This is a genomic window from Nitratireductor mangrovi, from assembly GCF_007922615.2.
In the GTDB taxonomy this organism is placed as follows: domain Bacteria; phylum Pseudomonadota; class Alphaproteobacteria; order Rhizobiales; family Rhizobiaceae; genus Mangrovimarina; species Mangrovimarina mangrovi.
On sequence record NZ_CP042301.2, the window covers coordinates 1,578,610 to 1,604,103 of the forward strand.

26 protein-coding genes, 1 tRNA gene and 1 pseudogene are annotated in these 25,494 nt (G+C 64.1%); 21 read left to right on the forward strand and 7 right to left on the reverse strand.

The window, feature by feature from the left end; genetic code table 11:
* Nucleotides 1–6: 6 nt before the first annotated feature.
* From FQ775_RS24110 to FQ775_RS07735, 3 genes and pseudogenes are all read left to right on the forward strand, one after another.
* Nucleotides 7–126 (forward strand): annotated as a pseudogene (locus FQ775_RS24110) (CBS domain-containing protein); the annotation flags it as partial.
* Nucleotides 127–265: 139 nt separating this feature from the next.
* Nucleotides 266–1,582 (forward strand): ethylbenzene dehydrogenase-related protein, encoded by a 1,317-nt coding sequence (locus FQ775_RS07730; RefSeq protein WP_146297753.1) that lies wholly within the window; start codon nucleotides 266–268, stop codon nucleotides 1,580–1,582.
* Between the two features lie 233 nt (nucleotides 1,583–1,815).
* Nucleotides 1,816–1,986, forward strand: coding sequence for a hypothetical protein (locus FQ775_RS07735; RefSeq protein WP_167812826.1), 171 nt, complete (start codon nucleotides 1,816–1,818; stop codon nucleotides 1,984–1,986).
* 328 nt (nucleotides 1,987–2,314) lie between these two features.
* On the opposite strand, the gene FQ775_RS07740 is transcribed toward FQ775_RS07735, so the two are convergent.
* From FQ775_RS07740 to FQ775_RS07755, 4 genes are all read right to left on the reverse strand, one after another.
* Entirely contained in the window at nucleotides 2,315–2,794 is a 480-nt protein-coding gene (locus FQ775_RS07740; protein WP_167812828.1) for a phage terminase small subunit P27 family, read from the reverse strand.
* A gap of 342 nt (nucleotides 2,795–3,136) precedes the next feature.
* The gene (locus FQ775_RS07745) at nucleotides 3,137–4,381 is read right to left on the reverse strand and encodes a site-specific DNA-methyltransferase (protein WP_167812830.1); all 1,245 of its coding nucleotides are present in this window, start codon (nucleotides 4,379–4,381) and stop codon (nucleotides 3,137–3,139) included.
* Between the two features lie 211 nt (nucleotides 4,382–4,592).
* Nucleotides 4,593–5,780: a bifunctional DNA primase/polymerase gene (locus tag FQ775_RS07750; RefSeq protein ID WP_206064848.1), complete on the reverse strand. Its 1,188-nt coding sequence runs from the start codon at nucleotides 5,778–5,780 to the stop codon at nucleotides 4,593–4,595.
* Entirely contained in the window at nucleotides 5,777–5,989 is a 213-nt protein-coding gene (locus FQ775_RS07755; RefSeq protein ID WP_146298861.1) for a helix-turn-helix transcriptional regulator, read from the reverse strand. The genes FQ775_RS07750 and FQ775_RS07755 overlap by 4 nt, the downstream gene beginning before the upstream one ends.
* A 381-nt stretch (nucleotides 5,990–6,370) precedes the next feature.
* Between FQ775_RS07755 and FQ775_RS07760 the strand changes: the two genes are divergently transcribed.
* The 6 genes from FQ775_RS07760 to FQ775_RS07785 all read left to right on the forward strand — a co-directional run bounded on the left by FQ775_RS07760 (nucleotide 6,371) and on the right by FQ775_RS07785 (nucleotide 10,699).
* On the forward strand, nucleotides 6,371–6,868 hold the full coding sequence (locus FQ775_RS07760; protein WP_167812834.1) for a DUF2924 domain-containing protein: 498 nt from the start codon (nucleotides 6,371–6,373) through the stop codon (nucleotides 6,866–6,868).
* Entirely contained in the window at nucleotides 6,865–8,190 is a 1,326-nt protein-coding gene (locus FQ775_RS07765; protein WP_167812836.1) for a recombinase family protein, read from the forward strand. Before FQ775_RS07760 ends, FQ775_RS07765 begins: the two co-directional genes overlap by 4 nt.
* Entirely contained in the window at nucleotides 8,187–8,579 is a 393-nt protein-coding gene (locus FQ775_RS07770; protein ID WP_206064849.1) for a hypothetical protein, read from the forward strand. Before FQ775_RS07765 ends, FQ775_RS07770 begins: the two co-directional genes overlap by 4 nt.
* Before the next feature lie 753 nt (nucleotides 8,580–9,332).
* Nucleotides 9,333–9,809 (forward strand): Hsp20 family protein, encoded by a 477-nt coding sequence (locus FQ775_RS07775; RefSeq protein ID WP_146301228.1) that lies wholly within the window; start codon nucleotides 9,333–9,335, stop codon nucleotides 9,807–9,809.
* 100 nt (nucleotides 9,810–9,909) lie between these two features.
* Nucleotides 9,910–10,419, forward strand: a complete 510-nt coding sequence (locus tag FQ775_RS07780) for an Hsp20/alpha crystallin family protein (protein WP_146301229.1) — start codon at nucleotides 9,910–9,912, stop codon at nucleotides 10,417–10,419.
* Nucleotides 10,420–10,486: 67 nt separating this feature from the next.
* Complete coding sequence (locus FQ775_RS07785) at nucleotides 10,487–10,699, forward strand: hypothetical protein (RefSeq protein WP_146301230.1); 213 nt, start codon at nucleotides 10,487–10,489, stop codon at nucleotides 10,697–10,699.
* 59 nt (nucleotides 10,700–10,758) lie between these two features.
* Here the strand turns inward: FQ775_RS07785 and FQ775_RS07790 are convergent, their stop codons facing one another.
* Both FQ775_RS07790 and FQ775_RS07795 read right to left on the reverse strand, forming a co-directional pair.
* Complete coding sequence (locus tag FQ775_RS07790; protein WP_146301231.1) at nucleotides 10,759–11,037, reverse strand: usg protein; 279 nt, start codon at nucleotides 11,035–11,037, stop codon at nucleotides 10,759–10,761.
* A 24-nt stretch (nucleotides 11,038–11,061) separates the two neighbouring features.
* Nucleotides 11,062–11,400: a hypothetical protein gene (locus FQ775_RS07795; RefSeq protein WP_246730296.1), complete on the reverse strand. Its 339-nt coding sequence runs from the start codon at nucleotides 11,398–11,400 to the stop codon at nucleotides 11,062–11,064.
* A gap of 340 nt (nucleotides 11,401–11,740) precedes the next feature.
* On the opposite strand from FQ775_RS07795, the gene FQ775_RS07800 reads away from it, so the two are divergent.
* The 7 genes from FQ775_RS07800 to FQ775_RS07830 all read left to right on the forward strand — a co-directional run bounded on the left by FQ775_RS07800 (nucleotide 11,741) and on the right by FQ775_RS07830 (nucleotide 18,601).
* Complete coding sequence (locus tag FQ775_RS07800; protein WP_146301232.1) at nucleotides 11,741–12,055, forward strand: co-chaperone GroES; 315 nt, start codon at nucleotides 11,741–11,743, stop codon at nucleotides 12,053–12,055.
* Nucleotides 12,056–12,105: 50 nt separating this feature from the next.
* A complete protein-coding gene (gene groL / locus FQ775_RS07805) occupies nucleotides 12,106–13,731 on the forward strand; it encodes a chaperonin GroEL (RefSeq protein ID WP_167812837.1) in 1,626 nt (541 codons plus the stop codon).
* Nucleotides 13,732–13,794: 63 nt separating this feature from the next.
* Nucleotides 13,795–14,016, forward strand: coding sequence for a hypothetical protein (locus tag FQ775_RS07810; RefSeq protein WP_146300995.1), 222 nt, complete (start codon nucleotides 13,795–13,797; stop codon nucleotides 14,014–14,016).
* Between the two features lie 104 nt (nucleotides 14,017–14,120).
* A complete protein-coding gene (locus FQ775_RS07815; protein ID WP_146300996.1) occupies nucleotides 14,121–15,485 on the forward strand; it encodes a DegQ family serine endoprotease in 1,365 nt (454 codons plus the stop codon).
* Nucleotides 15,486–15,535: 50 nt separating this feature from the next.
* The gene (locus FQ775_RS07820; protein ID WP_146302058.1) at nucleotides 15,536–16,726 is read left to right on the forward strand and encodes a COG1470 family protein; all 1,191 of its coding nucleotides are present in this window, start codon (nucleotides 15,536–15,538) and stop codon (nucleotides 16,724–16,726) included.
* Nucleotides 16,723–17,658 (forward strand): ABC transporter ATP-binding protein, encoded by a 936-nt coding sequence (locus tag FQ775_RS07825; protein WP_146300997.1) that lies wholly within the window; start codon nucleotides 16,723–16,725, stop codon nucleotides 17,656–17,658. The genes FQ775_RS07820 and FQ775_RS07825 overlap by 4 nt, the downstream gene beginning before the upstream one ends.
* On the forward strand, nucleotides 17,648–18,601 hold the full coding sequence (locus FQ775_RS07830; protein ID WP_146300998.1) for an ABC transporter permease: 954 nt from the start codon (nucleotides 17,648–17,650) through the stop codon (nucleotides 18,599–18,601). Before FQ775_RS07825 ends, FQ775_RS07830 begins: the two co-directional genes overlap by 11 nt.
* 603 nt (nucleotides 18,602–19,204) lie before the next feature.
* On the opposite strand, the gene FQ775_RS07835 is transcribed toward FQ775_RS07830, so the two are convergent.
* Nucleotides 19,205–19,294: transfer RNA gene (locus FQ775_RS07835), tRNA-Ser, on the reverse strand.
* Nucleotides 19,295–19,566: 272 nt separating this feature from the next.
* Here FQ775_RS07835 and FQ775_RS07840 point away from each other — a divergent pair.
* From FQ775_RS07840 to metG, 5 genes are all read left to right on the forward strand, one after another.
* Nucleotides 19,567–20,718 (forward strand): septal ring lytic transglycosylase RlpA family protein, encoded by a 1,152-nt coding sequence (locus FQ775_RS07840; RefSeq protein ID WP_146298172.1) that lies wholly within the window; start codon nucleotides 19,567–19,569, stop codon nucleotides 20,716–20,718.
* A gap of 158 nt (nucleotides 20,719–20,876) precedes the next feature.
* On the forward strand, nucleotides 20,877–22,007 hold the full coding sequence (locus tag FQ775_RS07845; protein WP_246730357.1) for a D-alanyl-D-alanine carboxypeptidase family protein: 1,131 nt from the start codon (nucleotides 20,877–20,879) through the stop codon (nucleotides 22,005–22,007).
* Between the two features lie 82 nt (nucleotides 22,008–22,089).
* Nucleotides 22,090–22,749, forward strand: a complete 660-nt coding sequence (gene tmk / locus FQ775_RS07850) for a dTMP kinase (protein WP_146298174.1) — start codon at nucleotides 22,090–22,092, stop codon at nucleotides 22,747–22,749.
* Nucleotides 22,746–23,798 (forward strand): DNA polymerase III subunit delta', encoded by a 1,053-nt coding sequence (locus FQ775_RS07855; RefSeq protein ID WP_146298175.1) that lies wholly within the window; start codon nucleotides 22,746–22,748, stop codon nucleotides 23,796–23,798. The genes tmk and FQ775_RS07855 overlap by 4 nt, the downstream gene beginning before the upstream one ends.
* Nucleotides 23,799–23,893: 95 nt before the next feature.
* A complete protein-coding gene (gene metG, locus FQ775_RS07860; protein ID WP_146298176.1) occupies nucleotides 23,894–25,447 on the forward strand; it encodes a methionine--tRNA ligase in 1,554 nt (517 codons plus the stop codon).
* Nucleotides 25,448–25,494: the final 47 nt, after the last annotated feature.

Consider the following 25,494-nt stretch of genomic DNA (forward strand, 5'->3'; position numbering starts at 1 on the left):
CCGGCCATGGAGGCGGGGCTCGACATCGTCACGGCAGCAGAGCGGTTCGTCGACAGCAGCCATCGCCGTTTTCCAGTACTATCGGAGGGGCGGCTCGTCGGACAGATCAGCCGCGCCGACATGCTCCGCGCCCTCGTCGAGTACTGGGGAGGCGCCCGAGCGTCGCGGCCCGGCCCGGAGGCGCCATCGGCAGCCCCGGATCGGCGTTCGTTCATCGGCTTGCGGACCAAAGGGGTCGAAGAATCTATCAACGGAGGAGACGCAGATGACACGCCGTCGTTACTCGCTTACCGCCCTCGCGCTCGCCCTGGGATTTGCCGCCGGTGGCCCCGCGGCCGCGCAGGCTCCCGCCGACTGGTCAGAGCTGCCGGTCCACGAGGTGACGCTCTTCTGGCCCGGGCAGGCCAGCCTGCAGTGGCTCCGGAGCGACGAGCACGCGGGCGGCGCACAGGTTGCGGCCGGCATGGCTTGCCGGACCTGTCACAAGGACGACGCGGCCGAACTCGGCCGCAGCATCGTCGGGGGCGGGCCGCTCGAACCGCGCCCCATCGAGGGCAAGAAGCCGGTCATCGACCTTCGCGTGCAGGCCGCCCACGACGACGAGAACCTCTATCTCCGCTTCCAGTGGGCAACCCAGAACCCCTATCCGGGCGTGGCGCATCCGCACTGGCGCTTCGACGGCGAGGGCTGGGAGCGCTGGGGCGCACCGAGGTTGCATCCGGACGTCTGGCAGGAGGGCGGCCCGGCGATTTACGAGGACCGCCTGTCGATGATGCTGGACGGCGGGAGCGTGCCCGCCTTCGCCGAGCAGGGCTGCTGGCTCTCGTGCCACAATAGCATGCGCGACATGCCGGACGAGCCGAATGCGGACAAGGTGAAAGCGCATCCGCTGCTCGGCGAGGTTCTGGGCAAGAGCGACGTGCGCAAATACCTCGCCGCCTCGCGCGCGGATGAGGATGCGAACTGGGAAGCGACGAAGACCCCCGAGGAGATCGCCGGGATCAAGGTGGACCGCGGCTTCGCCGACCTGATGCAGTGGCGGGCACACCGCTCGAACCCTGTCGGCATGGCCGACGACGGCTATGTGCTGGAATACCGCCTCTCAGACGCCGGCCAGCCTGTCTTTACCTCGAACTGGGACAAGGACGCGAAGCGGCCGAAGTACATGTTCGACGCCGTGAAGACCGGCTATAGATCGCGCCGCGCCGACGAGATCGTCGAGCGGGCCGAGGCCGGCGCGCTGATCCTTGGAGAGAATACCGTCCCCTTCGATCCCGATCTCGACTGGACTGAGGGAGAGATGGTCCCGCAATACGTCCTCAGCCGTGCCCAAGCGTCGGGCTCGGCAGCGGATAACATGGAGGTGCTGGGAACGTGGGAGGACGGCACATGGACCGTCGTCTGGGTCCGTCCGCTTGATACGGGCGAGCCCGACGATGCGGTGCTCGATCCTGGCAGCACGCTCACCGTTACCCTGGCCGTGCATGACGACAACATCACCACGCGGGGGCACCACGTCTCCTTCCCGCTCACCCTGGGGCTCGATGTCGAGGCGGATATCACTGTGAGAAAGGTCGACTGACGGGGCCGGACCGCGCCGTCCCGCCAGTGACGGCATTGGCGCAGCGCCATTCTGCCCAGATGCGTGTCGACCCCGATGCCAGCAAGCGCAGTCGTGATGGACTGCCTGCCTGCATCTCGAGGCCGGGATCAGCGACTGGACCGTCCAACGTCGATGTGGATGAAGTCCGGAGCGCGGAGAGAAGCCGAATCTAGAAAGCCGGCGCGACCGGCAGCCAGACGAGGAGACGCACGATGAAGCTCCGCACCATCACCTTCGACGCTACCTGCGGGATCGCGACGGCGATGCTCGAAACCGACCGGGGCCGCGACGGCCCGCGCGTCTTGGTGAGCCAGCCTGGCAAACCGATAACCGGGAAAGACGTCAAGAGGCTGCTCGAGTCACCGCGATGGCGGCGCTATTGATGGCGATGTGGGGCGCCGGTATCATCGCGCTCGCACGCGCATGCGAATGGCTCGCTGATCCGCATCGAATGTAGGCACTGTCGTATCGTACGCTTTTTCGAGCCGCTGGACCAAGATGTGCTGCGGGCGCTGCCGCGAGCGCTGGTGGATGCGTGTAAGCTAGGAACTACCGACCGCCGGGCAAAGGATGACGATGACGATGACGATCCGCCGGCTCGACAAGGTCTACAACGTCAAGCGCGTGACCTGGCGTGACGGAGTCGGCGGGTGAGGGCGTCCTGCCGATCGTACAGTCGCTGTGGCAAGTCGCACAGGGCCAGAATCGTGCCTATGAGAAGAACTCGTCGTCCTCGGCTTCCAGCCCGCTGAACTCCCATGGCTTCGGGCCGAGAGAGGAACTGGTGGTCACCCGGCTCCGGGATGACGGCGAGAGGCCGAGTTCACACATGAACTTGTGCATGAGCTCGACATTCTTGTTGGCAATCGCCAGCCAGGGGGAGGGCTGCACGTAGCCGGCGGGCGTCTTGAGCAGCGTCGGCGTTTCCTTCAGCCGTTTTTCGGCTTCCACCCAGCGGCCATAGGCCTGGCAGTAGGCAGCGAAGGCGGCCCGGTCGAGATCGCTCATGATGCCAAGCCGGTGGAGATAGCGGCCAAGCCGCTTCCATTCGGCCTTGGCCGTCGGTGACAGGTGGGCGGGACAGGTGGGCATGGCGGCCACGGGTTTCGGCTCCAGGTGGTTGAGCGGCCGCTTGCCAGGGTTGCCAAGCACGATCTTCATCGCTGTCGGAAGAGGCTTGCGTCCACGCATCGGGTTGCCCTCAGTGCCCGGCTTGTCTTGCACAAAGCACGGCGGCGACTGTGGAGTTGGTCGACTGCCGGAGCCTGTCTCTGGCCTTCATTTCACCAGACAAACCCCGGATTTGCGCGGTTCTCGATACCGTCATGGTGCCGGGACCCCCCTGCCAATTTCGCGGATCTGTGAAGAAAGGACCCCGCGCGGTCCCCAGTCGGATTCTCCAGAGATCCGAACCGCCCCCCCCCCGGGGGGCCTGCCATTGCTTCGGTTCCCGGGCACGCTTGATCCTGCAGCGGGCGTTCTTGGTCTCCTCAATCCCTCTGGATGTTCCCTTGCTTGCGTCCGGCATTGGCATCAGCTTGCCTGCGCACCGCGTTCGGCAGCCACAGTCGCAAAGGACGCATCGCCGCCTTCCAGCATGGCCGTCTCGCCGGTGAAGGACTGCCAGCGCTTCACCGCCACATCGACATAGGCCGGGTCGAGCTCGATGGCATGGCAGCACCGCCCCGTCATCTCTGCGGCTATGATCGTCGTGCCGGATCCACTGAACGGCTCGTAGACGGCCTGACCGGGAGAGGAATTGTTCTCGATCGGGCGGCGCATGCACTCCACCGGCTTCTGCGTGCCATGGCCGCTGTCGTTCTTGCGGTGCGGTATCTGCCAGACGGTCGTCTGCTTGCGGTCGCCCTTCCAGTGGCCCTTCCTGCCCTTGCGCACAGCGTACCACGCCGGCTCATGTTGCCAGTGATAGTCCCCGCGGCCGATCACCAGGCGGGTCTTGTCCCATACGATCTGGGACCGGATGGCAAAGCCCGAGGCCTCGAGGCTTTCCGCCACGATCCCGGCGTGAAGGGCGCCGTGCCAGACATAGGCGACATCGCCGGAAAACAGTGCCCAGGCCTCACGCCAGTCGGCGCGGTCGTCGTTGGCCACCTTGCCGGTCGCAAGCCCCTCGGCACCATTCAGCTTCCCGCGCCAGGCCGGATCGTAGTTGACGCCATAGGGAGGATCGGTGACCAGCAGGTGAGGGGAGACGCAACCCAGCAGGCGGGCGACGTCCGCTTCACTGGTGGCATCACCGCAGATCAGACGATGGTTGCCGAGGACCCAGAGATCGCCGCGACGGCTTGCAGGCTTTGCGGGCGGGGCAGGGATGGCATCCGGATCGGTGAGGCCGGTCGTGCCGCGCGCAGTCAGCGCCGCGATCTCCTCCTCGCCGAAGCCGGTTAGGGCCAGATCGAAGCCCAGGCTCTCCAGATCGCCGAACTCCAGCGCCAACAGCTCGTTGTCCCACCCGGCGTTGAGCGCCAGCCTGTTGTCGGCGATGACGTAGGCGCGCCTTTGTGCCTCGCTGAGACCTGCAAGCTCGATGACCGGAACCTGTGCCATGCCGAGCTTTCTCGCCGCCAGCAGCCGTCCGTGGCCGGCAACGACCCCGTTCTCGCCGTCGACCAGGATGGGGTTGGTCCACCCGAACTCCCGGATGGATGCCGCGATCTCCGCCACCTGTGCCTCGGAGTGAGTGCGCGCATTGCGGGCGTACGGGATCAGACCCGAGGCAGGACGGTACTGGATCTGGAGTTGGGATTCGTGGCGCATCGTGTGCGTTTCGTCTAGAGGCAGCCGTTGCGGCGACAAGCGCCAGGTGGTGCGAATGGAACCACCGTGTTGCGGTTCCGCGGCTTGACGCGCCGGTCGTCATATTCGGAGAGCCGTGCGAGAACCCGCCTTGCAAAAGGTTCTGTCCAGTCCAGCACGCGGGCGCTGGAAGGATCATCAGGAGGATGGAGGCGAGTACGGGGCGCGGGGCTCATGCGGCTTGCTCCTTGCGCGCAAGGTTTCTTGAACCTGTACCCGCAGAGGGTACCAATGTAAGCATAGACCCTTCTCCTTCTTCTTGAAGTTCCTGCAGGGGGACCAGCCGGTACTGGTGCGGCTCGCGGTTCCTGGTGCCTTTGGCCACCCTCACGATCAGCCTGGTTCGTATCAGTACCTCGATGGCGGCATAGAGCTGGCTTCTGCCGGCTTTGATCAGGCCGCTGTTGCGGATTCCGTCCGGCACGATGGCGAACGTCTTGCTCGGGACGTGGCCATGCGCTGCCTGAAGCATGGAATAGAGCTGGAACGCGAGCGGCTCGCCCTGATGCGCAAGCAGGCGGATCGCGCGGCGGGGAATGGAAACCGTCGAATTGCCGCGCCCGTAAAGCCGCCCCGCCTCGCGCTTCTCCCAGAACCAGGATGCGAGGCTGTCGATCCTGCGGTCGGGAAAATCCTCGGGCGCTTCGATGAGCGTGTCGCGGTACCGACGCAGCCCGGCGGCAAGTTCCTCAAAAGTCGCAGCGGTAAGTGCGAGCCGGTAACCTTCGCGCTTGAGCGCGAGGTGGCGACCGCCTCTGGCAACCCGTCTGCGGCCGTGACCCAGCTCTTTCGTGTCTTCAAAGTGGTCCATGAAGACGGGGAGGTGCTCGGCTGCTGCAAGAAGTCCTGACGGCTGGTAGACAATCCCGTCCGGGCGCTCCGAAAGCGGGCCGACGACGAACTCGTTCTCCCCCATCTTGAAGTCGATCGCGATGCCGGGAAGCCGGACGGGAGCCGGTCGCTTTCCCCGATGTCGGAAGAAGAGGTGGAAACCGCGACCCGTTCGGGTGGTGTACCCGCAGGCGCCGAAACGCCGCTCGACATAGTCGCGGGCCTCCGGCGTGTCCGTGTCGACATCCACGACCAGCAGACCATCGAGGCGGATGCCGTAGGTGGTGTTGCCACCTCCCGCCATTCGCTCCAGGACGGAAGCGAGCGGCAGCCGCTTGCGCTCCCGGAAGCGTACCGTCGGCCGCTTGCCATCGGCGCCACCGAGCGGGATCAGGGAATACCCGCCGGAGAACAGCTTCGCCATCTGCGCCGTGAGAGCGGCGGGCAGCCTTGGATGGAAGGCATCGGTCGCGCCCATCTCTTCCGCTGGCTGTTTTGGGCGCAGGGAAATCGGTGGCGTGGAGGTCAAGCCGCCCTCCAGTCGCCGATGATCGAGGAATGGGTCTGGGCGCGCCTCCGCCTCTCGTAGGCCTCCACATCTTCCAGCGAATAGACGACCCTGCCGCCGATCTTGGTATAGCTGGGACCTGTCTTGCGCCATCTCCAGCGCTCAAGCGTTCTTGGGCTGATGCGCCACCGGGCTGCCAGTTCGTGCTGTTGCAGGTAGGCTCGGGTCAAGCGGGTTCTCCATCTCGAAGCACGCTCTGGAATATACAGGAAAATAATCCTCGCCGCTACAATTGTGCAGCAAAATCCGGTGGATACGCAGGACTACGCTACGATTCGCTCGATGATTGGAGCGCGGTCCGGGGCGGGTTACCACCACTCGATGTACTTCTTCGAAACGCTGCGCAGATCCGCGTCAGGCGCGAATCCGATCCCCGCCGAGATGTTGGGCTCGATAGAGCGTCGGCAGGAACTCTGCTCAATCCTGGCTCTCGGTCTGATCCGGCTGAGGCTTCGACAGTCAAGCGAACTATCTGGCGATGATGCAGACAAGTCGCTTCACTTCGGCGCCCGGGAGAGCGTGTGTCGGGACGACCGCAAGGGGGAGTTCCGATGACAACAGTCTCCACGAACGACGCGAAGGGCAGGGGAGGCCGCCATGACGATCCGGCCGTCCTTGCCCGCCTGGCCGCGCTCAAGGCGGCAACGGCGCCCGAACTGAAGGCGCAGTGGCGCGACCTCTTCGACAGCGAACCGCCGCCGTTCAACCGCCGCTACCTGGAAAGCCGGCTCGCCTACCGCATCCAGGAATTGGCCTATGGCGGGCTGAAGCCGGAGACGATCCGCCGGCTGGAGCGGCTCGGCGAGGAACTGGACGGGGGCGACCGATCCAAGCGCAGTGTCCGCCTCGACCGTGACCGCCCGATCACTGGCACGCGCCTTCTGCGCGAATGGCAGGGCGTCGAACAGATCGTCACAGTGACCGCTGACGGCTTCGAATGGCAGGGGCGGCCCTACAAGTCGCTGTCGTCGATCGCGCGGGCCATCACCGGCACGCGCTGGAATGGCTGGGTGTTCTTCGGCCTCAAGAACCACAGGGGGCGGACATGACGAAGCTCCCGGAGAAATCGAAGATCGTGCGCAAGCAGCGGTGTGCCATCTACACGCGCAAATCCTCCGAAGAGGGGCTGGAACAGGAGTTCAACTCGCTGCACGCCCAGCGAGAAGCTTGCGAGGCCTTCATTGCGAGCCAGCGCTCCGAGGGCTGGGTGCTGGTTCGCGATCAGTATGATGACGGTGGCATCTCGGGCGGTACGCTCGACCGCCCCGGTCTGCAGCGCCTGCAGGAGGACATCGAGGACGGGCTGGTCGACGTGGTCGTGGTCTACAAGATCGACCGCCTGAGCCGGTCGCTCGCCGACTTCGCCAAGCTGGTCGAGGTGTTCGATCGGAACGGCGTGACCTTCGTCTCGGTCACGCAGTCCTTCAACACGACGACGTCGATGGGCCGCCTGACGCTGAACATCCTGCTCAGCTTCGCCCAGTTCGAGCGTGAGGTCACGGCCGAGCGCATCCGCGACAAGTTTGCCGCCAGCCGCAAGAAGGGCATGTGGATGGGTGGGGTGCCGCCCTACGGCTACCACGCCCTGAACCGGAAACTGGTCATCGACGACGAAGCCGCCGCGCATGTCCGCTGGATCTTCGCCCGCTTCCTCGAGATCGGCTCGGGCACGGAACTGGCCCGCGAGGTTGCGCAGCGCGGCATCCGCACGCCACGCGGCAACCGGATCGACAAGAAGTACCTGTATCGGATGCTCAACAACCGCGCCTATATCGGCAAGGCGGTCCACAAGGGCGAGAGCTATCCCGGCGAGCACGAAGCCATCATCGACCGCGAGACCTGGGACCGCGTCCATACCATCCTGCAGGAAAGCCCGCGAAAGCGCGCCGCGCGCACCCGCGCCGAGACGCCCGCGCTGCTGAAGGGGCTGCTGTTCGGTCCCGATGGCGCGGCGTTCTCGCCGACCCACACGCGGAAGGGCGCCAGGCTGTACCGCTACTATGTCAGCCAGACGGTGCTGAAGCATGGCGCCGGGTCGTGCCCGGTCGGCCGCGTGCCCGCCGGCGAGATCGAGGCCGCCGTCATCGACCAGCTCCGGGTCGCGTTCCGCCAGCCCGAGATCGTCGCAGCGACGTGGAAGGCGGCACGCACCCACGCCGACGACATCACGGAAGCCGACGCGCGTTCCGCACTCCAGAAGATTGACCCATTGTGGGACGAACTGTTCCCCGCCGAGCAGGCGCGCATCGTGGCACTGCTGGTCGAACGCGTCGATGTTGGCACTGACGGGCTCGATGTGCGCCTTCGCATCGATGGGCTCGGCAGTCTCTACCGCGAAATGCGGGCTTCCAACGACAGAGAGGCCGCATGACCCGCAGCGCGCCGATTCCCGACACCGTCACGTTGCACGTCCCGTTCCGCCTCGTGAAGCGCGGCTGCCGCAAGGAGATGCAGATGCCCGAAGGTGCTACGCAACCGCGCCGAACCGACAACACGCTGGTCAAGGCACTGGCCCGCGCGTTCCGATGGAAACGCATGCTGGAGTCCGGCGAGTTCGCCACCATCGCCGAACTGGCCGAGCGGGAGGGTATCGCACCGTCGTATGTGACCCGCGTCCTGCGGGTCACGCTGCTCGCGCCCGACATCGTCGAGGCGATCCTGGATGGAAGCCAGGACCCGAAGTCCACCGCAGAAGCGCTCAAGGGATCCGCACCGGATGATTGGGCCGAACAGTGCCGGATGCTCGGTAACAGCAATTAATCCGCGGCGGCAGGTCTTCCATACGCGAATGGCTGCTTCGCGCCCTCATTCCGGCCATTCAAATCCGAATTGGGAACTCCCAATAGCAGACGCACATCATACAGCTTTCTTAATAGTCACCTTGCCGATCGCATACATGCGCCGCTTTGGTGTCAGGTCGTGAAGCATCGTTTCGAACGCGCCCTCGACCTGGTCACGCGGGATCGACTTGCGGCGATCGACGCAGCTGTTATTGGTCAGAATAGGGATGCTTCTTGGCGCCGCGGCTGGTCAACCAGCAAGCGGTCAGGGGACACCCGCACGAACCACAGGTGGCAAATTCTTGAAGCGGGAAGTCGGCGCTGATATCTCTGCACGCTGGCGCCTTGGCGTTGCCCTCCAGCCGGTGCTGGATCTTCTGAAAGGTCTGGAGCGTGATCAGGCCCTTGTGCTTGGCCTCGCGGAGCGGGATCTCCCATTTTGGGCATCGGCGGCGTAGACAGAAGCGCCGACTGCCTTCAGGGCACATTAAGCTCGACAGTGCGGAATTCTCGATCTGTCTTTCCCGCCATTGACCAGTGCCTCGCTCCAAACGGCTATAGCAAACCTCGGCGAACAGCCGGGGCGACGCCGCATTCATCACCCTTGACGATTGACAAGACACACCTAAATCAACGGTGGTAGGTGCCCATATCGGGGCCTGCAGGCGGCATGGAATGCGATAGCTCCGGCCGCACGAACTTGTACCCATGTTGCTCACAGGAGGATGTGGCTATGAGAACCACTTTCGATTTTTCTCCCCTGTATCGTTCGGGCATCGGGTTTGAACGCATGTTGAATGCGCTCGAAACCGCGAGCCGCGTTGAGGCCCCCGACAACTGGCCTCCTTACGACATCGCCAAGACCAGTGATGATCACTACCGCATCACGATGGCGGTGGCCGGCTTCAGCGAGGCAGAACTGGACATCACACAGGAGCAGAACCTGCTGATGGTGTCAGGTCAGAAGTCTGGCAACGATAACGGCCAGTACCTGCATCGCGGCATTGCCGGGCGCGGCTTCGAACGCCGCTTCGAGCTTGCCGATCACGTGAAGGTCACGGGTGCGGGCCTCGACAATGGCCTGCTGACGATCGATCTCAAGCGCGAAATTCCCGAAGAGATGAAGCCGCGCCGGATTGAGATCGTGGCAGGGACGACCGCACACCGGGTCGAGTCGAAGCGGGTCAAGGCTGACAAACAGGCCGCCTAAGGCCGCTTCCAATCGCACTGCCATATGCACGGCGCCGGCGTGCCCGGCGCCGACGGCGGCGTGTTGGGCTGATATCGATGAACAGAAAGGAGAAACCAAAATGAGTGTTCGTGACCTGATCCCCTGGAGCCGGAACAGCGCCAGCCGGCCTCCGAGCGTTTTCCGTGACGGCGAACGAGATCCCTTCCTCTCGCTGCACCGGGAAGTGAACCGTCTGTTTGACGATGTCTTCCGCGACTTCGGCGCGGGCCTCCCGTCCCTGGGTGGCGCACCCTCTTTCGGCGGCCACTGGCCAAGCGTCGAAGTCTCGGATGGCGACAAGGACATCAAGGTGACTGCCGAGGTGCCCGGGCTCGAGGAAAAGGACATCGAGGTCCTGCTCGATGAGGGTGTCCTGACATTGAAGGGCGAGAAGCGCTCCGAGACGCAGAGTGGGGACAAGCATTTCTCGGAACGCTTTTACGGCCGCTTCGAGCGCCGCATTCCGCTCGGCTACGAAGTCCAGGAAGACAAGGTCGACGCGCGGTTCAGGAACGGTGTCCTGACGGTGACCTTGCCCAAGAGCGAGAAGGCGCGCTCGCAGGTCAAGCGCATCGCCATTTCGAACTGACGCAGGCCGGCATCCGCGGCGGTGCGTGTCGCCTGCCGCGGGCGCAAACCCACGCCGGAGAAAAGACATGACACGAGAGCAAATCATCTCCATCGTCGGGCCGGTCGACGACGACCTTGTCGCAGACCTCATCGCCAGCGGCGCCTCGCCGCGGGAACTCCGCGAGGCCTGGGGATGGTTGCACAATGAAGAAGCACTGATTGGCGCCGGTCGTCCGCTCCCCGGCAGCCGTGTGAGCGAGTTGATCGACATTCTGGATCCGCCCGAAGACGAAACCTAGCCTGTGGGGGCCGCCGTGGCGGGGCGGACTGCTGTTTTCCGACCGTTATTCGCGGCGCGCTAGTGCAGCGGGATGATGCCATCCACTGCCTGCCATTCGGCCGGTTCGATGAGACGACGATGGGCGATGCGCACCGAGTGCAACGCACCCTCGAGCTCACGCTCCCAGTAACCAAGAAAGCCCTTGAGCTCCGGGAAGTGCGGCGCCAGATCGTATTCCTGCCAGACAAAAAGCTGAAGCAGGTTTGGATGATCAGGCAGATGATAGTGAATCTCGGCAGTGGTCAGGCCGTAACCCTCCATCTGCAGGCAGAACTGCCTGCTGACCCTTGTTGACATGTAAATCTCCCTTTCTCCGCAACGTCACGCATCAAGCCGATCCGGCATGTCCCGGCGATCTGGCGCGGGCCTTGACGATCCGAGCGCATCGAGCCGGCACAAGGCGTCCATGATCTGATCGAAAGAAACCGGCAGCCGGGCGCCCGGCTGCCGGCGCAGCGCCGGATTTGATTCAACGGCGCAGGCGTCCGACGCCCATGAGGACAGGATGGCCCGCTTTTCCTGGACATCGAGCGTTTCGTCCGCCAGGACCGCGCCCGGACTACTGAAATGTTCCGCCGGCGACAGCAGGCGGTCACATGCGAGATCGGATGTTTCGGGAACCAAAGAGGGGATGATCGGCGGCATTTTCTGTCGGTTCATCGTTGTCCTCCGTCTCAGATAAGCTCCTTTGCTTGTGCTTCGCATTTGGCCTCCGGCGAGCGCCGAAGTTGCTCTTATTTTGGTGGCATCTTGCAAAAATTCAAGCAGGCCGAACGCCCGGCGGCGTGCGCATTTGCTCGTATTAGTGGCGCATTTTCAAGGCGCTAGCACTCCGGACTCCCGAGTGCTAACTTTTTTGCGTCGACCTCTTGAAACTCCAAAAACACGAAACTAGCTCATCCGCGCGCGGCGCCGAATCCGGGCCGCGCACCCCGTTCCGGTTCGCTGGAACCGGCGCGGTGGAACCTCTCAACGTGTTTGTCCCAAAGAGGAGAACGACATGACGTTCCGTCCATTGCACGACCGCATCCTTGTTCGAAGGGTCGAGGCCGAAGAGAAGACGGCCGGCGGCATCATCATTCCCGACAATGCGAAAGAAAAACCGATGGAAGGCGAGGTCATCGCGGCCGGGCCGGGCACGCGCGACGAGTCCGGCCAGTTGCAGCCGCTGGACGTCGCCATCGGCGATCGCATCTTGTTCGGCAAGTGGTCCGGCACCGAGATCCGGCTTGATGGCGAAGACCTGCTGATCATGAAGGAAAGCGACGTGCTCGGCGTAGTCGAAGTCAACAACACCATGAAGAAGGCGGCCTGACGGCGCCCTCTCCAGTCAAGATTGCTGCCTATAGAAAAGGAGTGAATCCAATGGCTGCCAAGGATGTGAAATTCCACACCGACGCGCGCGAACGCATGCTCAAGGGCGTCAATATTCTGGCGGACGCCGTCAAGGTCACGCTCGGCCCCAAGGGCCGCAACGTCGTCATCGACAAGTCGTTCGGCGCACCCCGCATTACCAAGGACGGCGTCACCGTCGCCAAGGAGATCGAGCTCGAGGACAAATTTGAGAATATGGGCGCCCAGATGGTGCGCGAGGTCGCATCGAAGACCAATGATCTCGCCGGCGATGGAACGACCACGGCAACCGTTCTCGCCCAGGCCATCGTCAAGGAGGGTGCGAAGGCTGTTGCGTCCGGCATGAATCCGATGGACCTGAAGCGCGGCATCGATAAGGCCGTTGAGGCCGTCGTCGAGGAAGTCAAGCGCAACGCCCGCAAGATTACCCAGAATGGCGAGGTCGCCCAGGTCGGCACCATCTCCGCCAATGGCGAGAAGGAAATCGGCGCAATGATCGCCGAGGCCATGCAGAAGGTCGGCAACGAGGGTGTCATCACCGTCGAGGAAGCCAAGACCGCCGAGACCGAGCTTGAGGTCGTCGAAGGCATGCAGTTCGACCGCGGCTATCTCTCGCCCTACTTCATTACGGACCAGGACAAGATGCGAGTCGAGCTCGAAGAGCCCTATGTCCTGATCCACGAGAAGAAGCTCTCCAACCTGCAGGCCATGCTTCCGGTTCTGGAGTCGGTCGTGCAGTCGTCCAAGCCGCTCGTCATCATCGCCGAGGACGTCGAGGGCGAGGCCCTGGCCACGCTGGTCGTCAACAAGCTGCGCGGCGGGCTGAAGGTCGCGGCCGTCAAGGCGCCGGGCTTCGGTGACCGCCGCAAGGCCATGCTTCAGGATATCGCCGTTCTGACGGGCGGCACGGCCATCTCGGAGGATCTGGGCATCAAGCTCGAAAACGTGACCCTCGACATGCTGGGCCGAGCCAAGAAGGTGGTGATCGAAAAGGAAAACACCACCATTGTCGATGGCGCGGGCTCCAAGGACGAGATCCAGGGCCGCGTTGCCCAGATCAAGGCGCAGATCGAGGAGACCAGCTCCGACTACGACCGCGAGAAGCTGCAGGAGCGGCTGGCCAAGCTCGCCGGTGGCGTCGCTGTCATCCGCGTCGGCGGTGCGACCGAGGTCGAGGTCAAGGAGAAGAAGGACCGCGTTGATGACGCGCTCCACGCCACGCGGGCGGCGGTCGAGGAAGGCATTCTGCCCGGCGGCGGCGTTGCGCTGCTGCGCGCGGCGAAAGCCCTCGATAATCTGAAAGTGGAGAATCCGGACCAGCAGTTTGGTGTCGAGATCGTCCGGCGCGCCATCGAAGCGCCGGTTCGCCAGATCGCTCAGAACGCCGGCGCCGAGGGTTCGATTATCGTCGGCAAGCTGCGGGAGAAGCCCGACTTCGCCTGGGGGTGGAACGCCCAGACCAACGAATTCGGCGACCTCTACAAGCAGGGCGTGATCGATCCGGTTAAGGTCGTGCGCACCGCGCTGCAGGACGCCGCTTCGGTTGCCGGCCTGCTGGTCACGACCGAGGCCATGGTTGCCGAACGACCGAAGAAGGAAACCGCACCGGCGATGCCGGCCGGCGGCATGGACTTCTGACCACGTCAGACGAAGAACGCCCGCGCCCCGCCTGGGCGCGCGGGCGTCCCCAAGGACGCTCAGATGAACTCGCAGAACGTCGCGATCCTCGCGCCGCCGCAATATCCGGTAGAGGACATCCTCGCCCATGAAAAGGAGTGCCGCATCGCCTTGCGGCCGTGGGTGAAGGGCTTTCTTGATAGGGCAGAATCCGTCGGCTGGGACCGGCGAACCGTCGCCTCGACCCTGATGTTTCTCGCCGCGCAGCACCTGTCGGCGGCTAGAGACCCGGCGGGGCAAGCCTGATCACAACGCCGCTTCCCTGACGCGGCCATGCAAACTGACGAAGGCGGCCGGCCCGATAAGTCGCCTTCCGGAGCAAAGGAAGACAGTTTTCGGGGAGAGTGAGCATGACTGTTTGCTTGCCAGAGCCTGTAAACCGGTTCATCGCCATTCTGGGCGCGGCCATCATCCTTTCCTTTACCGGATGCAGTGTCGCGCCGGTCACAGCAGCAGACACCGACCCGCAGATCAGTCAAGCGCGCCCGCTCGCGGACGTCCTGGAGATCGTCACGCCCGCCGTGGTGAACATTGCCGTGACATCGCGGATGCCTGCTGAGACCAACCCACTCTTTGGCGACCCCTATTTTCGCCGCTTTTTCGATCTCCCGCCACCGCCGTCCAGCCCCCGGCGCATGAGCGCGGGATCCGGCGTGATCGTCGATGCACAGGAGGGCTACGTGCTTACCAACCATCACGTCATCGAAGGTGCAGAGGAGATCGCCGTCACGCTGAAGGATCGCCGCCGATTCGCGGCCGAACTGATCGGCAGCGACAAGGCAACCGATATCGCCGTGCTGCGGATCGAAGCCGACAACTTGACGGCACTTCCACCGGGCGATCCGGATGCGCTGCGCGTCGGCGACGATGTAGTGGCGATCGGCAACCCCTTCGGGCTGGGTCAGACGGTCACGTCGGGCATCGTCAGCGCGCTCGGTCGCAGCGGCATTAATCTCGAGGGCTACGAAGATTTTATCCAGACCGATGCGTCGATCAATCCGGGCAACTCAGGCGGGGCGCTCGTGACCGCCGACGGACGGCTGATCGGCATCAACACCGCCATCATCGCACCGTCCGGCGGCAATGTCGGCATCGGTTTCGCGGTACCGATCGATATGGCCGCCGCAGTCATGACACAGATCATCGAGCACGGGGAGGTCCGGCGCGGTCGTCTCGGCGTGACCATCCAAGACTTGACGCCCGACCTCGCCGAAGCGCTCGGGGTCGATCAGGCCTACGGGGCCATCATTGCCAGCGTCGAGGACAATTCACCCGCGGCTGAAGCTGGCCTGGAGGCCGGGGATATCATCGTCGCTGTTGACGGAAGGTCAATTTCCAGCTCGGCCGACTTGCGTAACCGCATCGGCCTGACCCGCGCCGGTTCCGAAGTGGAAATCGTTTGGCTTCGCGAAGGCGCGCGAAACACAGTGCGCGTCCGCGTCGAGCCCGATGAGACATACGCCACCGCTGCGCTGCCCGATCGGCTTGCCGGCGCGAGCTTTCAGGACGCGTCCGGCAATGTCTTCGTGGACCATGTCGAACCTGGCAGTTCGGCCGCACTCGCGGGCCTGCGGACCGGCGACGTCATTGTTGCCGTCAACCGCAACGCGGTCAGAACGCTGACAGACCTCACCCATTTCATTGGCGAGGCGCGCGGCACCATTGCGCTCGACCTGTTTCGCGGCGGCAGCAGGCTGCTCCTGGTGATCCGTTAGTAAGATCAAGCGCCATGGCCTTCAATGCAACATCCAAGGGAGAATTCAAGATGAGATATCTGAGCAAGGGTTTCGCGGCAGCCGCACTTGCAGGTTTGCTGATGGCACCGGCACCGCTGGCGGCGCAGGACAACGCGGAGCAGCCTGCCGTTACGACAGGTTTCTGGCTCACGACGCCTTATCCGGAATTGACGATCCCGCCTGGTGAGACGGAATCCGTCACGCTCACGCTACGCAACGAAAAACTGCCGCCGCAGCGCGCGTCGATTGAGGTGGCAGGCGTCCCGGAGGAATGGAAGTGGGCGCTAAAGGGCGGCGGCAACGAGGTGTCGGCGGCGATGGTCTCGATGGATTCCACCGAGCGGCTGACCCTCGAGCTGACCCCGCCCGGGGACGCCGAGTTGGCGACTCACCAGATAGAGGTCCGTGCGCGCACCGGCTCCGGGACAGTCACACTGCCCCTCGCCGTGCGCATTTCCGATGATGCGCCGGAGGCGGGCGGTCTCGAACTCGAACCGGAACTGCCGGCCCTGCGCGGCACGGCCCGCTCAACCTTCTCCTACAAGGTCAAGGTCGCGAATGACACTCCGGAGGAAGGGCTGTTCAACCTTGCCGCGGACGTGCCGCCGGGTTTCCGGACCCGGTTCAAGAAGGGCTACGGATCGGACGAGATCACCGGCCTGCCCATCGGTGCCAGCGCCACCGAGACGGTGACCGTTGAGGTTGTGCCGCCGCGTGCGACCGCGGCGGGCCGCTACCCGGTCGGCTTCACGGTCTCGGGCAACGGACAAACGGCAACCGCCGAGCTGAGCCTCGAGGTTACCGGGGAACCGGCGGTGCAGATTGTCGGTCCGCAAGAGCGGCTTTCGGGAGAGGCGCAGGCCGGCAAAGAAACCAGCTTCACCTTCACGCTGTTCAACACAGGCAGCGCGCCCGCTAAGGATATCGAACTCTCGGCCACGCCGCCGACCGGCTGGAATGTCGATTTTGAACCGAAACTTGTCGACCAAATCGCACCGAACGCGAGCGACAAGGTCGCAGTCAAGATCACGCCCTCCGAGCGTGCCATCGCCGGAGATTACATGGTGGCCGTGCGCGCCGCCGGAGGACCGGTCTCGGAAGAGGTGCAGTTCCGCACCACGGTGAGGACTTCCACCTTGTGGGGGATCGCGGGCCTTGGCGTGATCGCCGCCGCGGTGCTGGTACTGGGAGGTGCCGTGATGAGGTATGGCCGGCGATGACTACCGTAATCGAAGCAAGAGGGCTTACTAAGCACTACGGAACCACCGTCGCCGTCAACGGCGTTGACCTCTCGGTCGCTGCCGGGGAGGTGATTGGCCTTCTCGGGCCGAACGGCGCCGGCAAGACCACCACGATCCTGATGCTGCTCGGTTTGACGGAACCCACCGCGGGCAGTGTCCGCATCCTGGGCAAGGATCCGCTGCGCCAGCCCCTCGAAGTCAAACGCGAAGTCGGGTACTTGCCCGATGCGGTCGGCTTCTATGAAACCATGACCGGGCGCGAAAATCTCAGCTACAGCGCGCGCCTGGCGGGCATGTCCCGTGATCAGGCCCGCGAGCGGATCGACGCCGCGCTCGCCAAGGTCCGGCTGACCGCGGCGGCCGACCGTCCGGCCGGGACCTATTCGCGCGGCATGCGGCAAAGGCTCGGGCTTGCCGAACTGCTCATGCGTGAGAGCAAGGTCGCGATACTCGATGAACCAACATCCGGCCTTGATCCGCAGTCGACACAGGACCTGCTCGCGCTGATCGAACAGCTGAGCCGTGCTGGCATGACGATCTTGCTGTCCTCGCACATGCTCGATGTCGTGCAGTCTATCTGCCACCGGATCGCCCTGTTCAGCAAAGGCCGGATCGGCTTTATCGGGACGGTCGAGGATCTTGCGAAGCAAATTGGCGGCGGCGCCTTCATTGTCGACGTCGAGGCCGAGGGGGTCGACCTTGAGACCGCCGCTTCTTCGACCGAGGGCGTCAAGTCCATCCGCTCATCGGGACAAGGTCACTGGGAGGTCGAAGCCACCCGCGATCTTCGTCCCGAACTCGCCCGGCTCGTTGTGCAGGGCGGCGGGTCTCTCAAGAATCTCGATCTGCGCCGTGCCCGCCTCGACCAGGCCTACAACCGTTACTTCAAGGAGGTCGCCAATGCAGCGTAAAGGCTCCCCGCTCACGGGCGTGGGCACGGTTGCCCTCAAGGAGGCAGCCGATCACATGACCAGCGCGCGCATGCATCTCATTATGCTGCTGGTGTTGCTGACGGCCATCGGCGCGGTCTACGGCGCAATCGACCGCATTCGCGATACCACGGCCGAGGACGCCTACCTGTTCTTGAAACTGTTCACGGTGGCGCGCGAGCCGCTTCCGTCCTTCGCCGCCTTTCTGGGCTTCTTGCTACCTCTTGTCGCGATCGCCCTCGGCTTCGATGCGATCAATGGCGAGTTTAGTCGCCGGACGATGAGCCGCTTGCTTGCGCAGCCGATCTACCGGGACGCCGTGTTGTTCGGGAAGTTCGTGGGGGGATTCATCGTCATCGCGATAGCCTTGCTGACGCTGTGGCTGCTGATGGTGGGCCTGGGCATCGTGTTTCTCGGTCTGCCGCCATCGGGTGCGGACATTGTGCGGGGGATGTTCTGGCTCGCAGCCACGCTCGCCTATGCCGGGGTCTGGCTGGCCGTCGCCATCACTTTCTCGACTCTGGTCCGCTCTCCTGCCACCTCAGCGTTGGCCGCCTTGTCGATGTGGCTCGTGCTTACCTTGTTCTGGGGCATGATCGCACCATTGCTTGCCGGCGTGATCGCACCGATCGATCCGCTCGAGCCCATGACCGTGCTGGCCCAGTTCGAGTGGCAACAGGCCATAGCGCGCCTTTCTCCACAAACCCTTTATGGCGAAGTGACAACCCTCCTGCTTGATCCCGCGGCGCGCTCGGTCGGGCCGCTCTTCATGCATCAATTGCAAGGCGCCGTCATCGGCGCGCCGCTGCCGACCTTGCAAAGTCTCGTGATCGTCTGGCCCCAGTTTTCCGGGCTAGTCGCGGCGATGCTGATCTTGTTCACGCTTGCCTATGTGGTTTTTCAGCGCCAGGAGGTCCGCGCCTGATGATGAGGCGGTCGTACATGTCCGCGGGGGCAGCCGTGCCCCGGCGGGCTCCTATGGATCCCCGCCCATTCGGGTGACGGTCGCTCTGCCGTCCAGAGTAGTGGCGGCTCGCCGCCGCCATGCTTCATATCAGCCGCGCTGGTCGCGCGCCATGCGCTCGATAACAAACAGCAACACGTCTTCCAACGGTAGGAAGCAACCACACGGCCTAAGTCCGATTTGACGATTGGCCCGCCTAAAGCCGCCAGTCAGCGTCCGGCCCCAACAAGGTCATTCATCGAGGTGCAGTAACGTGCACTCATCCCGCCAATCCTGCGAACTGCCTCGCCGACAGGCAAGGTTTCGAGATGAGTTCCTTCTGGCAAACGCCACTACCGTCGAAGTGTTCAGGCGCACGCATCGAAAACAAACACTTTTTCAATAACTTGTAAGAAATTCACCAAATCAGCGTAGTCATCAGGTCCAGAGAACATCGGCCTTAAGAGACCGCTTCCGGGGCTCTTGGCGCCGGGGCCGGTGCTCAGTTCCACCCGCATAACCCTCGAAAACAACGAGAAAATCCGGCCGCAGCCGGATCGGCAGAACGCTTTCGCAAAGGTCAGGTGGCGGAGGGAGTGGGATTCGAACCCACGGTGACATCGCTGCCACGCCGGTTTTCAAGACCGGTGCCTTAAACCGCTCGGCCATCCCTCCGTGCTGACCCGTCTATGCTTGAACCCGCCTGCCAATTCAAGGATGTCGCTTCACGCCCTGGGAAACATCGCTTGCCTGACCGGTGAACGCAGCGCGCGAAGTGCGGCGCAGGCCACATTATTGCCCAGTTCTCGCCACAAGGGATTTACAGGTTGCTAAACCGTTCCGATGCAGAAAGCTCTGACGGCCCGCCAGGGGGGCTGACCGGCAGGGCCAAATAAGGTACGGACGTGGGTAGCAGTCAATTGTCGGCGACTGGGGACGTTTCCACTATGCATTTTTCACGCGTGCGGCGTTTCCGACATGCCATCCGCTACGCGGGCGTTGCCATGGTCGCAGCCGCACTGGCTGGCTGCACGAGCGCCTCCACACCCAAGCCGAAGCTCGCCGGCACGTCCAAGGAGTATTTTTCCGAGGCCGAATACGGCGTCCAGGCGAGTCCAAAGGTAACGAGCAAGCGTTCGAACCTACGGCGCGGCGGCGGCCGCGAGCAGATCGGCAAGCCGTACAAGGTCAAGGGCAAGTGGTACCGTCCCAAGGAAGACCCCGACTACGTCAAGGTCGGGGCGGCCTCATGGTATGGTTCCGCTTTCCACGGCCGGCTCACCGCCAATGGTGAAGTCTACGACATGACCCATCTGACGGCGGCGCATCCGACAATGCCGCTGCCGAGCTATGCCCGCGTCACCAACATGGCCAACGGCTCCTCTGTCGTGGTGCGTGTCAACGACCGTGGCCCCTTCGCCCACAACCGCATCATCGACTTGTCGAAGCGCGCGGCGGAACTGCTCGACTACACACATTCGGGCGTCGCCAAGGTGAAGGTCGAGTATATGGGACGCGCGCCGCTGCACGGCCAGGACGACCAGTTCCTGATGGCGTCGTACCAGCCCGGCGAAGGCATGGATGATGCGATCCAGCCCGGCGTCATGATTGCGATGAACGGGCCGACGCCGTCAGCGCCGGTCGGCGTGCGCACGCTGCAGCCGGAGCCGCTGGCCATCGCACCGGCAGCTAGCATTGGCGATCCGGCGCTGCCGGCCTTCGGCCCGGCGCTTCCCGAACGGCCGGCGGTTCTCGTCGCGCTCTCCTATGCCGAGCGGCGCGAGGCGGGCTCGGCCGCAGCACTTGCGGCTTTCGCTTCCGAAGGCTCGGCGGCATGGAAGGACGGCAGCAACGTTGCCGCATCACACCCGGTGGGCGGCGAATACGTCTCCGTCGGCACCTATGGCGACCGCGGCGACGCCGAACGCCTCGTGGCCGCGCTTTCGGCGCATGGCCGTGCCGAAATCGTCACGGACAGCGACGCCACCGCCCCCTGGTATACGGTCAACGTCCATCCGGACGGGCGCGCGCCGGTCGACGACATCCTGCGCCAGGCATGGGCTGCCGGCGCGGACGAGGCACTCACCGTCCGCGAATAACAACCTGCTTCCACACGTTGATCGTGGCGACGCCGGTTTGCTAGTGTCCTCGCCGGGGTCGACCTTGCGGCATCCCGTCCGGTTTGCACCGGCGGGCGCCGTCAGATGCGTGTGGGGTAGCGGTGTCCAGGATCAAGTTTTCGGCCTTTGCAGCTCTTCTGAGCCTGTTGGCCATCGCCGTTTTCCCGCAACACGCCTTCGCACAACTGTTCGAGACGCGTGCCGACACCGCCTTCATGATCGATGCCGAAACCGGCACCGTACTGCTCTCGAAGGATCCGGACAAGCTGATCCCGCCAGCGTCGCTCGCCAAGCTGATGACGATGGAGGTCGTCTTTCACGCCATCAAATCCGGGCGGCTGAGTCTCGACGATGAATTCCTTGTCAGTGAGAATGCCTGGCGCACGGGTGGCGCGCCATCGGGCACCTCGACGATGTTTGCCGAACTCAAATCCTCGATCCGGCTCGAAGACCTGATCAAGGGCGTCATCGTGCAGTCTGCCAATGACGGCTGCATTGTGATTGCCGAGGGCATGGCCGGGTCGGAGGAAAACTTTGCCCAGCTGATGACCGAGCGTGCCCGCAAGATCGGCCTGGAGCAGTCGGTGTTCAAGAATTCGACCGGCCTGCCAGCCGAAGGCCAGTTCGTGACGGTCAAGGAACTGGCCCGGCTCGCCATGCACATCTGGCGCGAATACCCGCAATTTTACCGCTATTACGCGCTGCCGGATTTCACCTGGAACAAGATCAAGCAGTCCAACCGCAATCCGCTCCTGAAGATGGACATTGGCGCCGACGGCCTGAAGACCGGCTACACCGAGGAGTCCGGCTACGGCATCGTCGGCTCGGCGACCCGCGACGGCCGCCGGCTTTTCGTGGCGCTGAGCGGTATGTCGAGCCCCAATGTTCGCGCCGAGGAAGCGCGCAAGGTGCTTGACTGGGGCATGCGCGCCTTCGAAAAGCGCGAAATCTTTGCCGACGGCGAGGTGATCGGCGAGGCCAAGCTTTATGGTGGCGCCAAGGGCGGCGTCGAGCTGAAGGCGAACGGCCCCGTCTCGATCTTCATCCCGATCACCAACCGCGACCGGCTGATCGCACGCATCGTCTATGAAGGCCCGGTGATCGCCCCGGTCGAGGCCGGCACCCCGGTCGGAGCGCTGAAGGTCTGGATCGGCGACACGCTCAGCCAGGAAACGCCGCTCTTCGCCAGCGAGAATGTCGGCAGGGGGCCGCTCCACAGGCGCGCGCTCGACGCGATCGAGGAACTTCTGATCGGCTGGCTGCGCTGATGCAACGATCCGCGCGGCGATGGACCTGGCTGCCCGCTCGCCTTATGTAGGCGAGGCCACAAGACGGAAGGCCGATTCACCCGTGGACCGCGGCTTGTTCATCACGTTCGAGGGAGGGGAGGGCGCCGGCAAGTCGACGCAGATCCGCATCCTTGCAGATATCCTGCGCGACCAGGGCCACGACGTGCTGGTGACCCGCGAGCCGGGCGGATCACCGGGTGCGGAGGCGGTCCGCCATGTCTTGCTGTCGGGCGCTGCCGAGCCATTCGGCCCTGCGATGGAGGCGGTGCTGTTCGGCGCCGCACGCTACGACCATGTCGAGCAGGTTATCCGCCCCGCCGTCGAGCGTGGTGTGACCGTGCTGTGCGACCGGTTTGTCGACTCCTCCCGCGTCTATCAGGGTGTGACCGGCGGGCTCGATGCCGACTTCATGGCTACGCTCGAGCGGGTGACGGTCAACGGCATGATGCCGGATCTGACCCTGGTTCTCGATCTCGATCCTGCCGAAGGCCTGCGCCGCGCTGACGAAAGGCGAGGGGAAGAGGGCGCCGACCGCTACGAGAAGGAAGAGATCGAGGTGCACCAACGCCGGCGCGAGGCGTTCCAGGAGATTGCCCGCAACGAACCCGAGCGCTGCAAGGTGATCGATGCCGCGCAGCCTGCCGAGGATGTCGCCGCCGAGATCGCCGGGCTCGTGGCCGATCTGATCGCCGCGCGCGAGGACGAGATGGAGGCGGGATGATGTTCGAGCGCATCGCCCCGGAACAGCACGACACCCTGGCCGACATTCCCGAACCGGCCGAAAACCCGCTGCTGGCAGGCCACCAAGAAGCGGCCTCGCGGCTTGCGGCGGCGCACCAGGCCGGCAAGCTCCATCACGCGATGATCTTCGCCGGTCCGCAAGGTATCGGCAAGGCGACGTTGGCCTTTCACCTCGCACATCATCTCCTGAAACACCGGGATGGGACCGAGGCTCCCGACCAGCTCGCGGTTCCGGACCCTTCTTCTCCGCTCTTCCGCCTGATCGCCGGGGGCGCGCACCCCTCGATCCTTCACCTGACGCGGCCGCTCAACGATCGCACCAAGGCTTTCCGCACAGCGGTGACCGTCGAGGAGGTGCGAAAGGTACAGCGATTCCTGTCGATGACCTCGCATGATGGCGGCTACCGGGTGGTAATCATCGATCCGGCCGACGACATGAACCAGAACGCCGCCAACGCTCTGCTGAAGTCGCTGGAAGAGCCTCCCGCACGCACCCAGTTCGTTCTGATATCGCATGCGGCCGGCGGCCTATTGCCGACCATTCGCTCGCGGTGTCAGATGATTCGCTTGCAACCACTCCCCGAAGCCGAGTTCCGCATCGCGGTGGATGGGATCGGGCTGTCACTGCCCGAGGGCGAAGCGGGTGCTGCGCTCGCCCGGCGGGCTGCAGGCAGCGTGCGCGATGCGGTACTCCTGACCCAGTATGGTGGCCTGGAGATCGCCGACGCGGTCGATGGCGCTTCGGCATCCGGACAGTTCGCGGTCGGAGCGGCACATAGGATCGCCGACGCAGTCGCCGGACGCGACAAGGCGATTGCCTTCGCGCTCTTCAACCGGCACGTTCTCGACCGGGCAGCATCGCTGGCCCGCCACGCGGCGGAACAGGGGGATTTCGGCCGCGCCGAAAGGCTTTCGGCCTTCTGGAGCCAGGCGAGCGAAACGGTCATGGAAACCGAAACCTACAATCTCGACAAGCGCCAGCACGTCGCCGGGCTGATGCGCGCGCTGCACGAGGCGCGCAACGGCTGAGCTCGCCGCCTGTCCGCCGCAAGCGGGATGGTCAAGCCTTCCTTGATGCGCTATCTGACCGCCTTCGAACCGCTTCCCTGGAACTCCTTTTGTCGATGTCCCGCGAAAAATTCTATCTGACGACTCCGATCTTCTACCCGAACGGCAAGCCGCATATCGGGCATGCCTATACGGTGATTGCGACCGATGCGCTGGCGCGCTTTCACCGGCTGGACGGCCGTGAGGTCTTTTTCCTCACCGGCACGGACGAGCACGGCATGAAGATGCAGCAGACCGCCGACAAGGAAGGAATTTCCGCGCAGGCGCTCGCCGACCGCAACTCGGCGATCTTCCGGACCATGGTCGAAGCGCTCGGCACTTCGAACGACGACTTCATCCGCACCACCGAAGAGCGCCACCGGCGCGCCTGCCAGGCGATCTGGCAGAAGATGGCGGCCAATGGCGACATCTACCTCGATCGCTACACCGGCTGGTACTCCGTGCGCCAGGAAGCCTATTTCGACGAAAGCGAAACGACGGTCGGCGAGGACGGGGTACGACGCGAACCATTGGGCTCTGAGGTCGAGTGGAACGAGGAAGAGACCTATTTTTTCCGCCTGTCGGCCTATCAGGACCGCCTGCTCGCGCATTACGAAGCCAATCCCGACTTCATCGGCCCGGCCGAACGCCGCAACGAGGTGATCAGCTTCGTGAAATCGGGCCTCAAGGACCTGTCGGTCTCGCGCTCGACCTTCAGTTGGGGCGTACCGGTGCCCGGCGACGAAAAGCACGTCATGTATGTCTGGGTCGACGCGCTGACCAACTACATCACCGCGGCCGGCTATCCGGACGAAAGCGCCTCGAACTGGCAATACTGGCCCGCCGACATCCACCTGATCGGGAAGGATATCGTCCGCTTTCACGCCGTCTACTGGCCGGCCTTCCTGATGTCGGCCGGCATTCCGCTGCCGAAGCGCGTCTATGCCCACGGCTTCCTGTTCAACCGCGGCGAGAAGATGTCGAAATCGGTCGGCAACGTCGTCGATCCGTTCGCCTTGATCGATCATTACGGGCTCGATCAGGTGCGCTATTTCTTCCTGCGCGAGGTGCCGTTCGGACAGGACGGCAGCTACAGCCACGACGCCATCGTCAACCGTTCGAACGCTGACCTCGCCAACGACCTTGGCAACCTGGCGCAGCGTTCGCTGTCGATGATCGCCAAGAACTGCGACGGCAAGGTGCCGTCGAAGGGTGAACTGAGCGAAGCCGACCGCGCGATACTCGACCAGTGCGCCGCCGCGCTGGACACGGCGCGCAGAGCGATCGGAACCCAGGCGATCCATGCCGCGCTGGCGGCAATCTTCAGCGTCGTGGCCGATGCCAACCGCTATTTCGCCACGCAGGAGCCATGGGCCCTGAAAAAGACCGATCCTGAGCGGATGGAGACCGTGCTTTATGTGACCGCCGAGACGGTAAGGCGGGTTGCTCTTTTGTGCCAACCCTTCATTCCGGGTTCGGCGGGCAAGCTCCTCGATCTGCTCGCGGTTCCAGCCGACAAACGCACATTTGCCGATCTCGGCGACAAGGCCGCCCTGGTCGCGGGAGTGGCGCTGCCGCCTCCAACGCCGGTCTTTCCGCGCTACGTCGAGAAGGAGCGCATCGAGAGCTAAGGGCGCGTCCGCCCCTTCACCATCCCGGTGGCCGCCAGCTGACCTAG

Excerpts from the sequence above, each read along its gene's own strand:
- FQ775_RS07730 (WP_146297753.1), top strand. The coding sequence starts at position 266 with ATGACACGCCGTCGTTACTCGCTTACCGCCCTCGCGCTCGCCCTGGGA.
- FQ775_RS07735 (WP_167812826.1), top strand. The coding sequence starts at position 1,816 with ATGAAGCTCCGCACCATCACCTTCGACGCTACCTGCGGGATCGCGACG.
- FQ775_RS07740 (WP_167812828.1), bottom strand. The coding sequence starts at position 2,794 with ATGCGTGGACGCAAGCCTCTTCCGACAGCGATGAAGATCGTGCTTGGC.
- FQ775_RS07745 (WP_167812830.1), bottom strand. The coding sequence starts at position 4,381 with ATGCGCCACGAATCCCAACTCCAGATCCAGTACCGTCCTGCCTCGGGT.
- FQ775_RS07760 (WP_167812834.1), top strand. The coding sequence starts at position 6,371 with ATGACAACAGTCTCCACGAACGACGCGAAGGGCAGGGGAGGCCGCCAT.
- FQ775_RS07765 (WP_167812836.1), top strand. The coding sequence starts at position 6,865 with ATGACGAAGCTCCCGGAGAAATCGAAGATCGTGCGCAAGCAGCGGTGT.
- FQ775_RS07770 (WP_206064849.1), top strand. The coding sequence starts at position 8,187 with ATGACCCGCAGCGCGCCGATTCCCGACACCGTCACGTTGCACGTCCCG.
- FQ775_RS07775 (WP_146301228.1), top strand. The coding sequence starts at position 9,333 with ATGAGAACCACTTTCGATTTTTCTCCCCTGTATCGTTCGGGCATCGGG.
- FQ775_RS07780 (WP_146301229.1), top strand. The coding sequence starts at position 9,910 with ATGAGTGTTCGTGACCTGATCCCCTGGAGCCGGAACAGCGCCAGCCGG.
- FQ775_RS07785 (WP_146301230.1), top strand. The coding sequence starts at position 10,487 with ATGACACGAGAGCAAATCATCTCCATCGTCGGGCCGGTCGACGACGAC.
- FQ775_RS07790 (WP_146301231.1), bottom strand. The coding sequence starts at position 11,037 with ATGTCAACAAGGGTCAGCAGGCAGTTCTGCCTGCAGATGGAGGGTTAC.
- FQ775_RS07795 (WP_246730296.1), bottom strand. The coding sequence starts at position 11,400 with ATGAACCGACAGAAAATGCCGCCGATCATCCCCTCTTTGGTTCCCGAA.
- FQ775_RS07800 (WP_146301232.1), top strand. The coding sequence starts at position 11,741 with ATGACGTTCCGTCCATTGCACGACCGCATCCTTGTTCGAAGGGTCGAG.
- groL (WP_167812837.1), top strand. The coding sequence starts at position 12,106 with ATGGCTGCCAAGGATGTGAAATTCCACACCGACGCGCGCGAACGCATG.
- FQ775_RS07810 (WP_146300995.1), top strand. The coding sequence starts at position 13,795 with ATGAACTCGCAGAACGTCGCGATCCTCGCGCCGCCGCAATATCCGGTA.
- FQ775_RS07815 (WP_146300996.1), top strand. The coding sequence starts at position 14,121 with ATGACTGTTTGCTTGCCAGAGCCTGTAAACCGGTTCATCGCCATTCTG.
- FQ775_RS07820 (WP_146302058.1), top strand. The coding sequence starts at position 15,536 with ATGAGATATCTGAGCAAGGGTTTCGCGGCAGCCGCACTTGCAGGTTTG.
- FQ775_RS07825 (WP_146300997.1), top strand. The coding sequence starts at position 16,723 with ATGACTACCGTAATCGAAGCAAGAGGGCTTACTAAGCACTACGGAACC.
- FQ775_RS07830 (WP_146300998.1), top strand. The coding sequence starts at position 17,648 with ATGCAGCGTAAAGGCTCCCCGCTCACGGGCGTGGGCACGGTTGCCCTC.
- FQ775_RS07840 (WP_146298172.1), top strand. The coding sequence starts at position 19,567 with ATGCATTTTTCACGCGTGCGGCGTTTCCGACATGCCATCCGCTACGCG.
- FQ775_RS07855 (WP_146298175.1), top strand. The coding sequence starts at position 22,746 with ATGATGTTCGAGCGCATCGCCCCGGAACAGCACGACACCCTGGCCGAC.
- metG (WP_146298176.1), top strand. The coding sequence starts at position 23,894 with ATGTCCCGCGAAAAATTCTATCTGACGACTCCGATCTTCTACCCGAAC.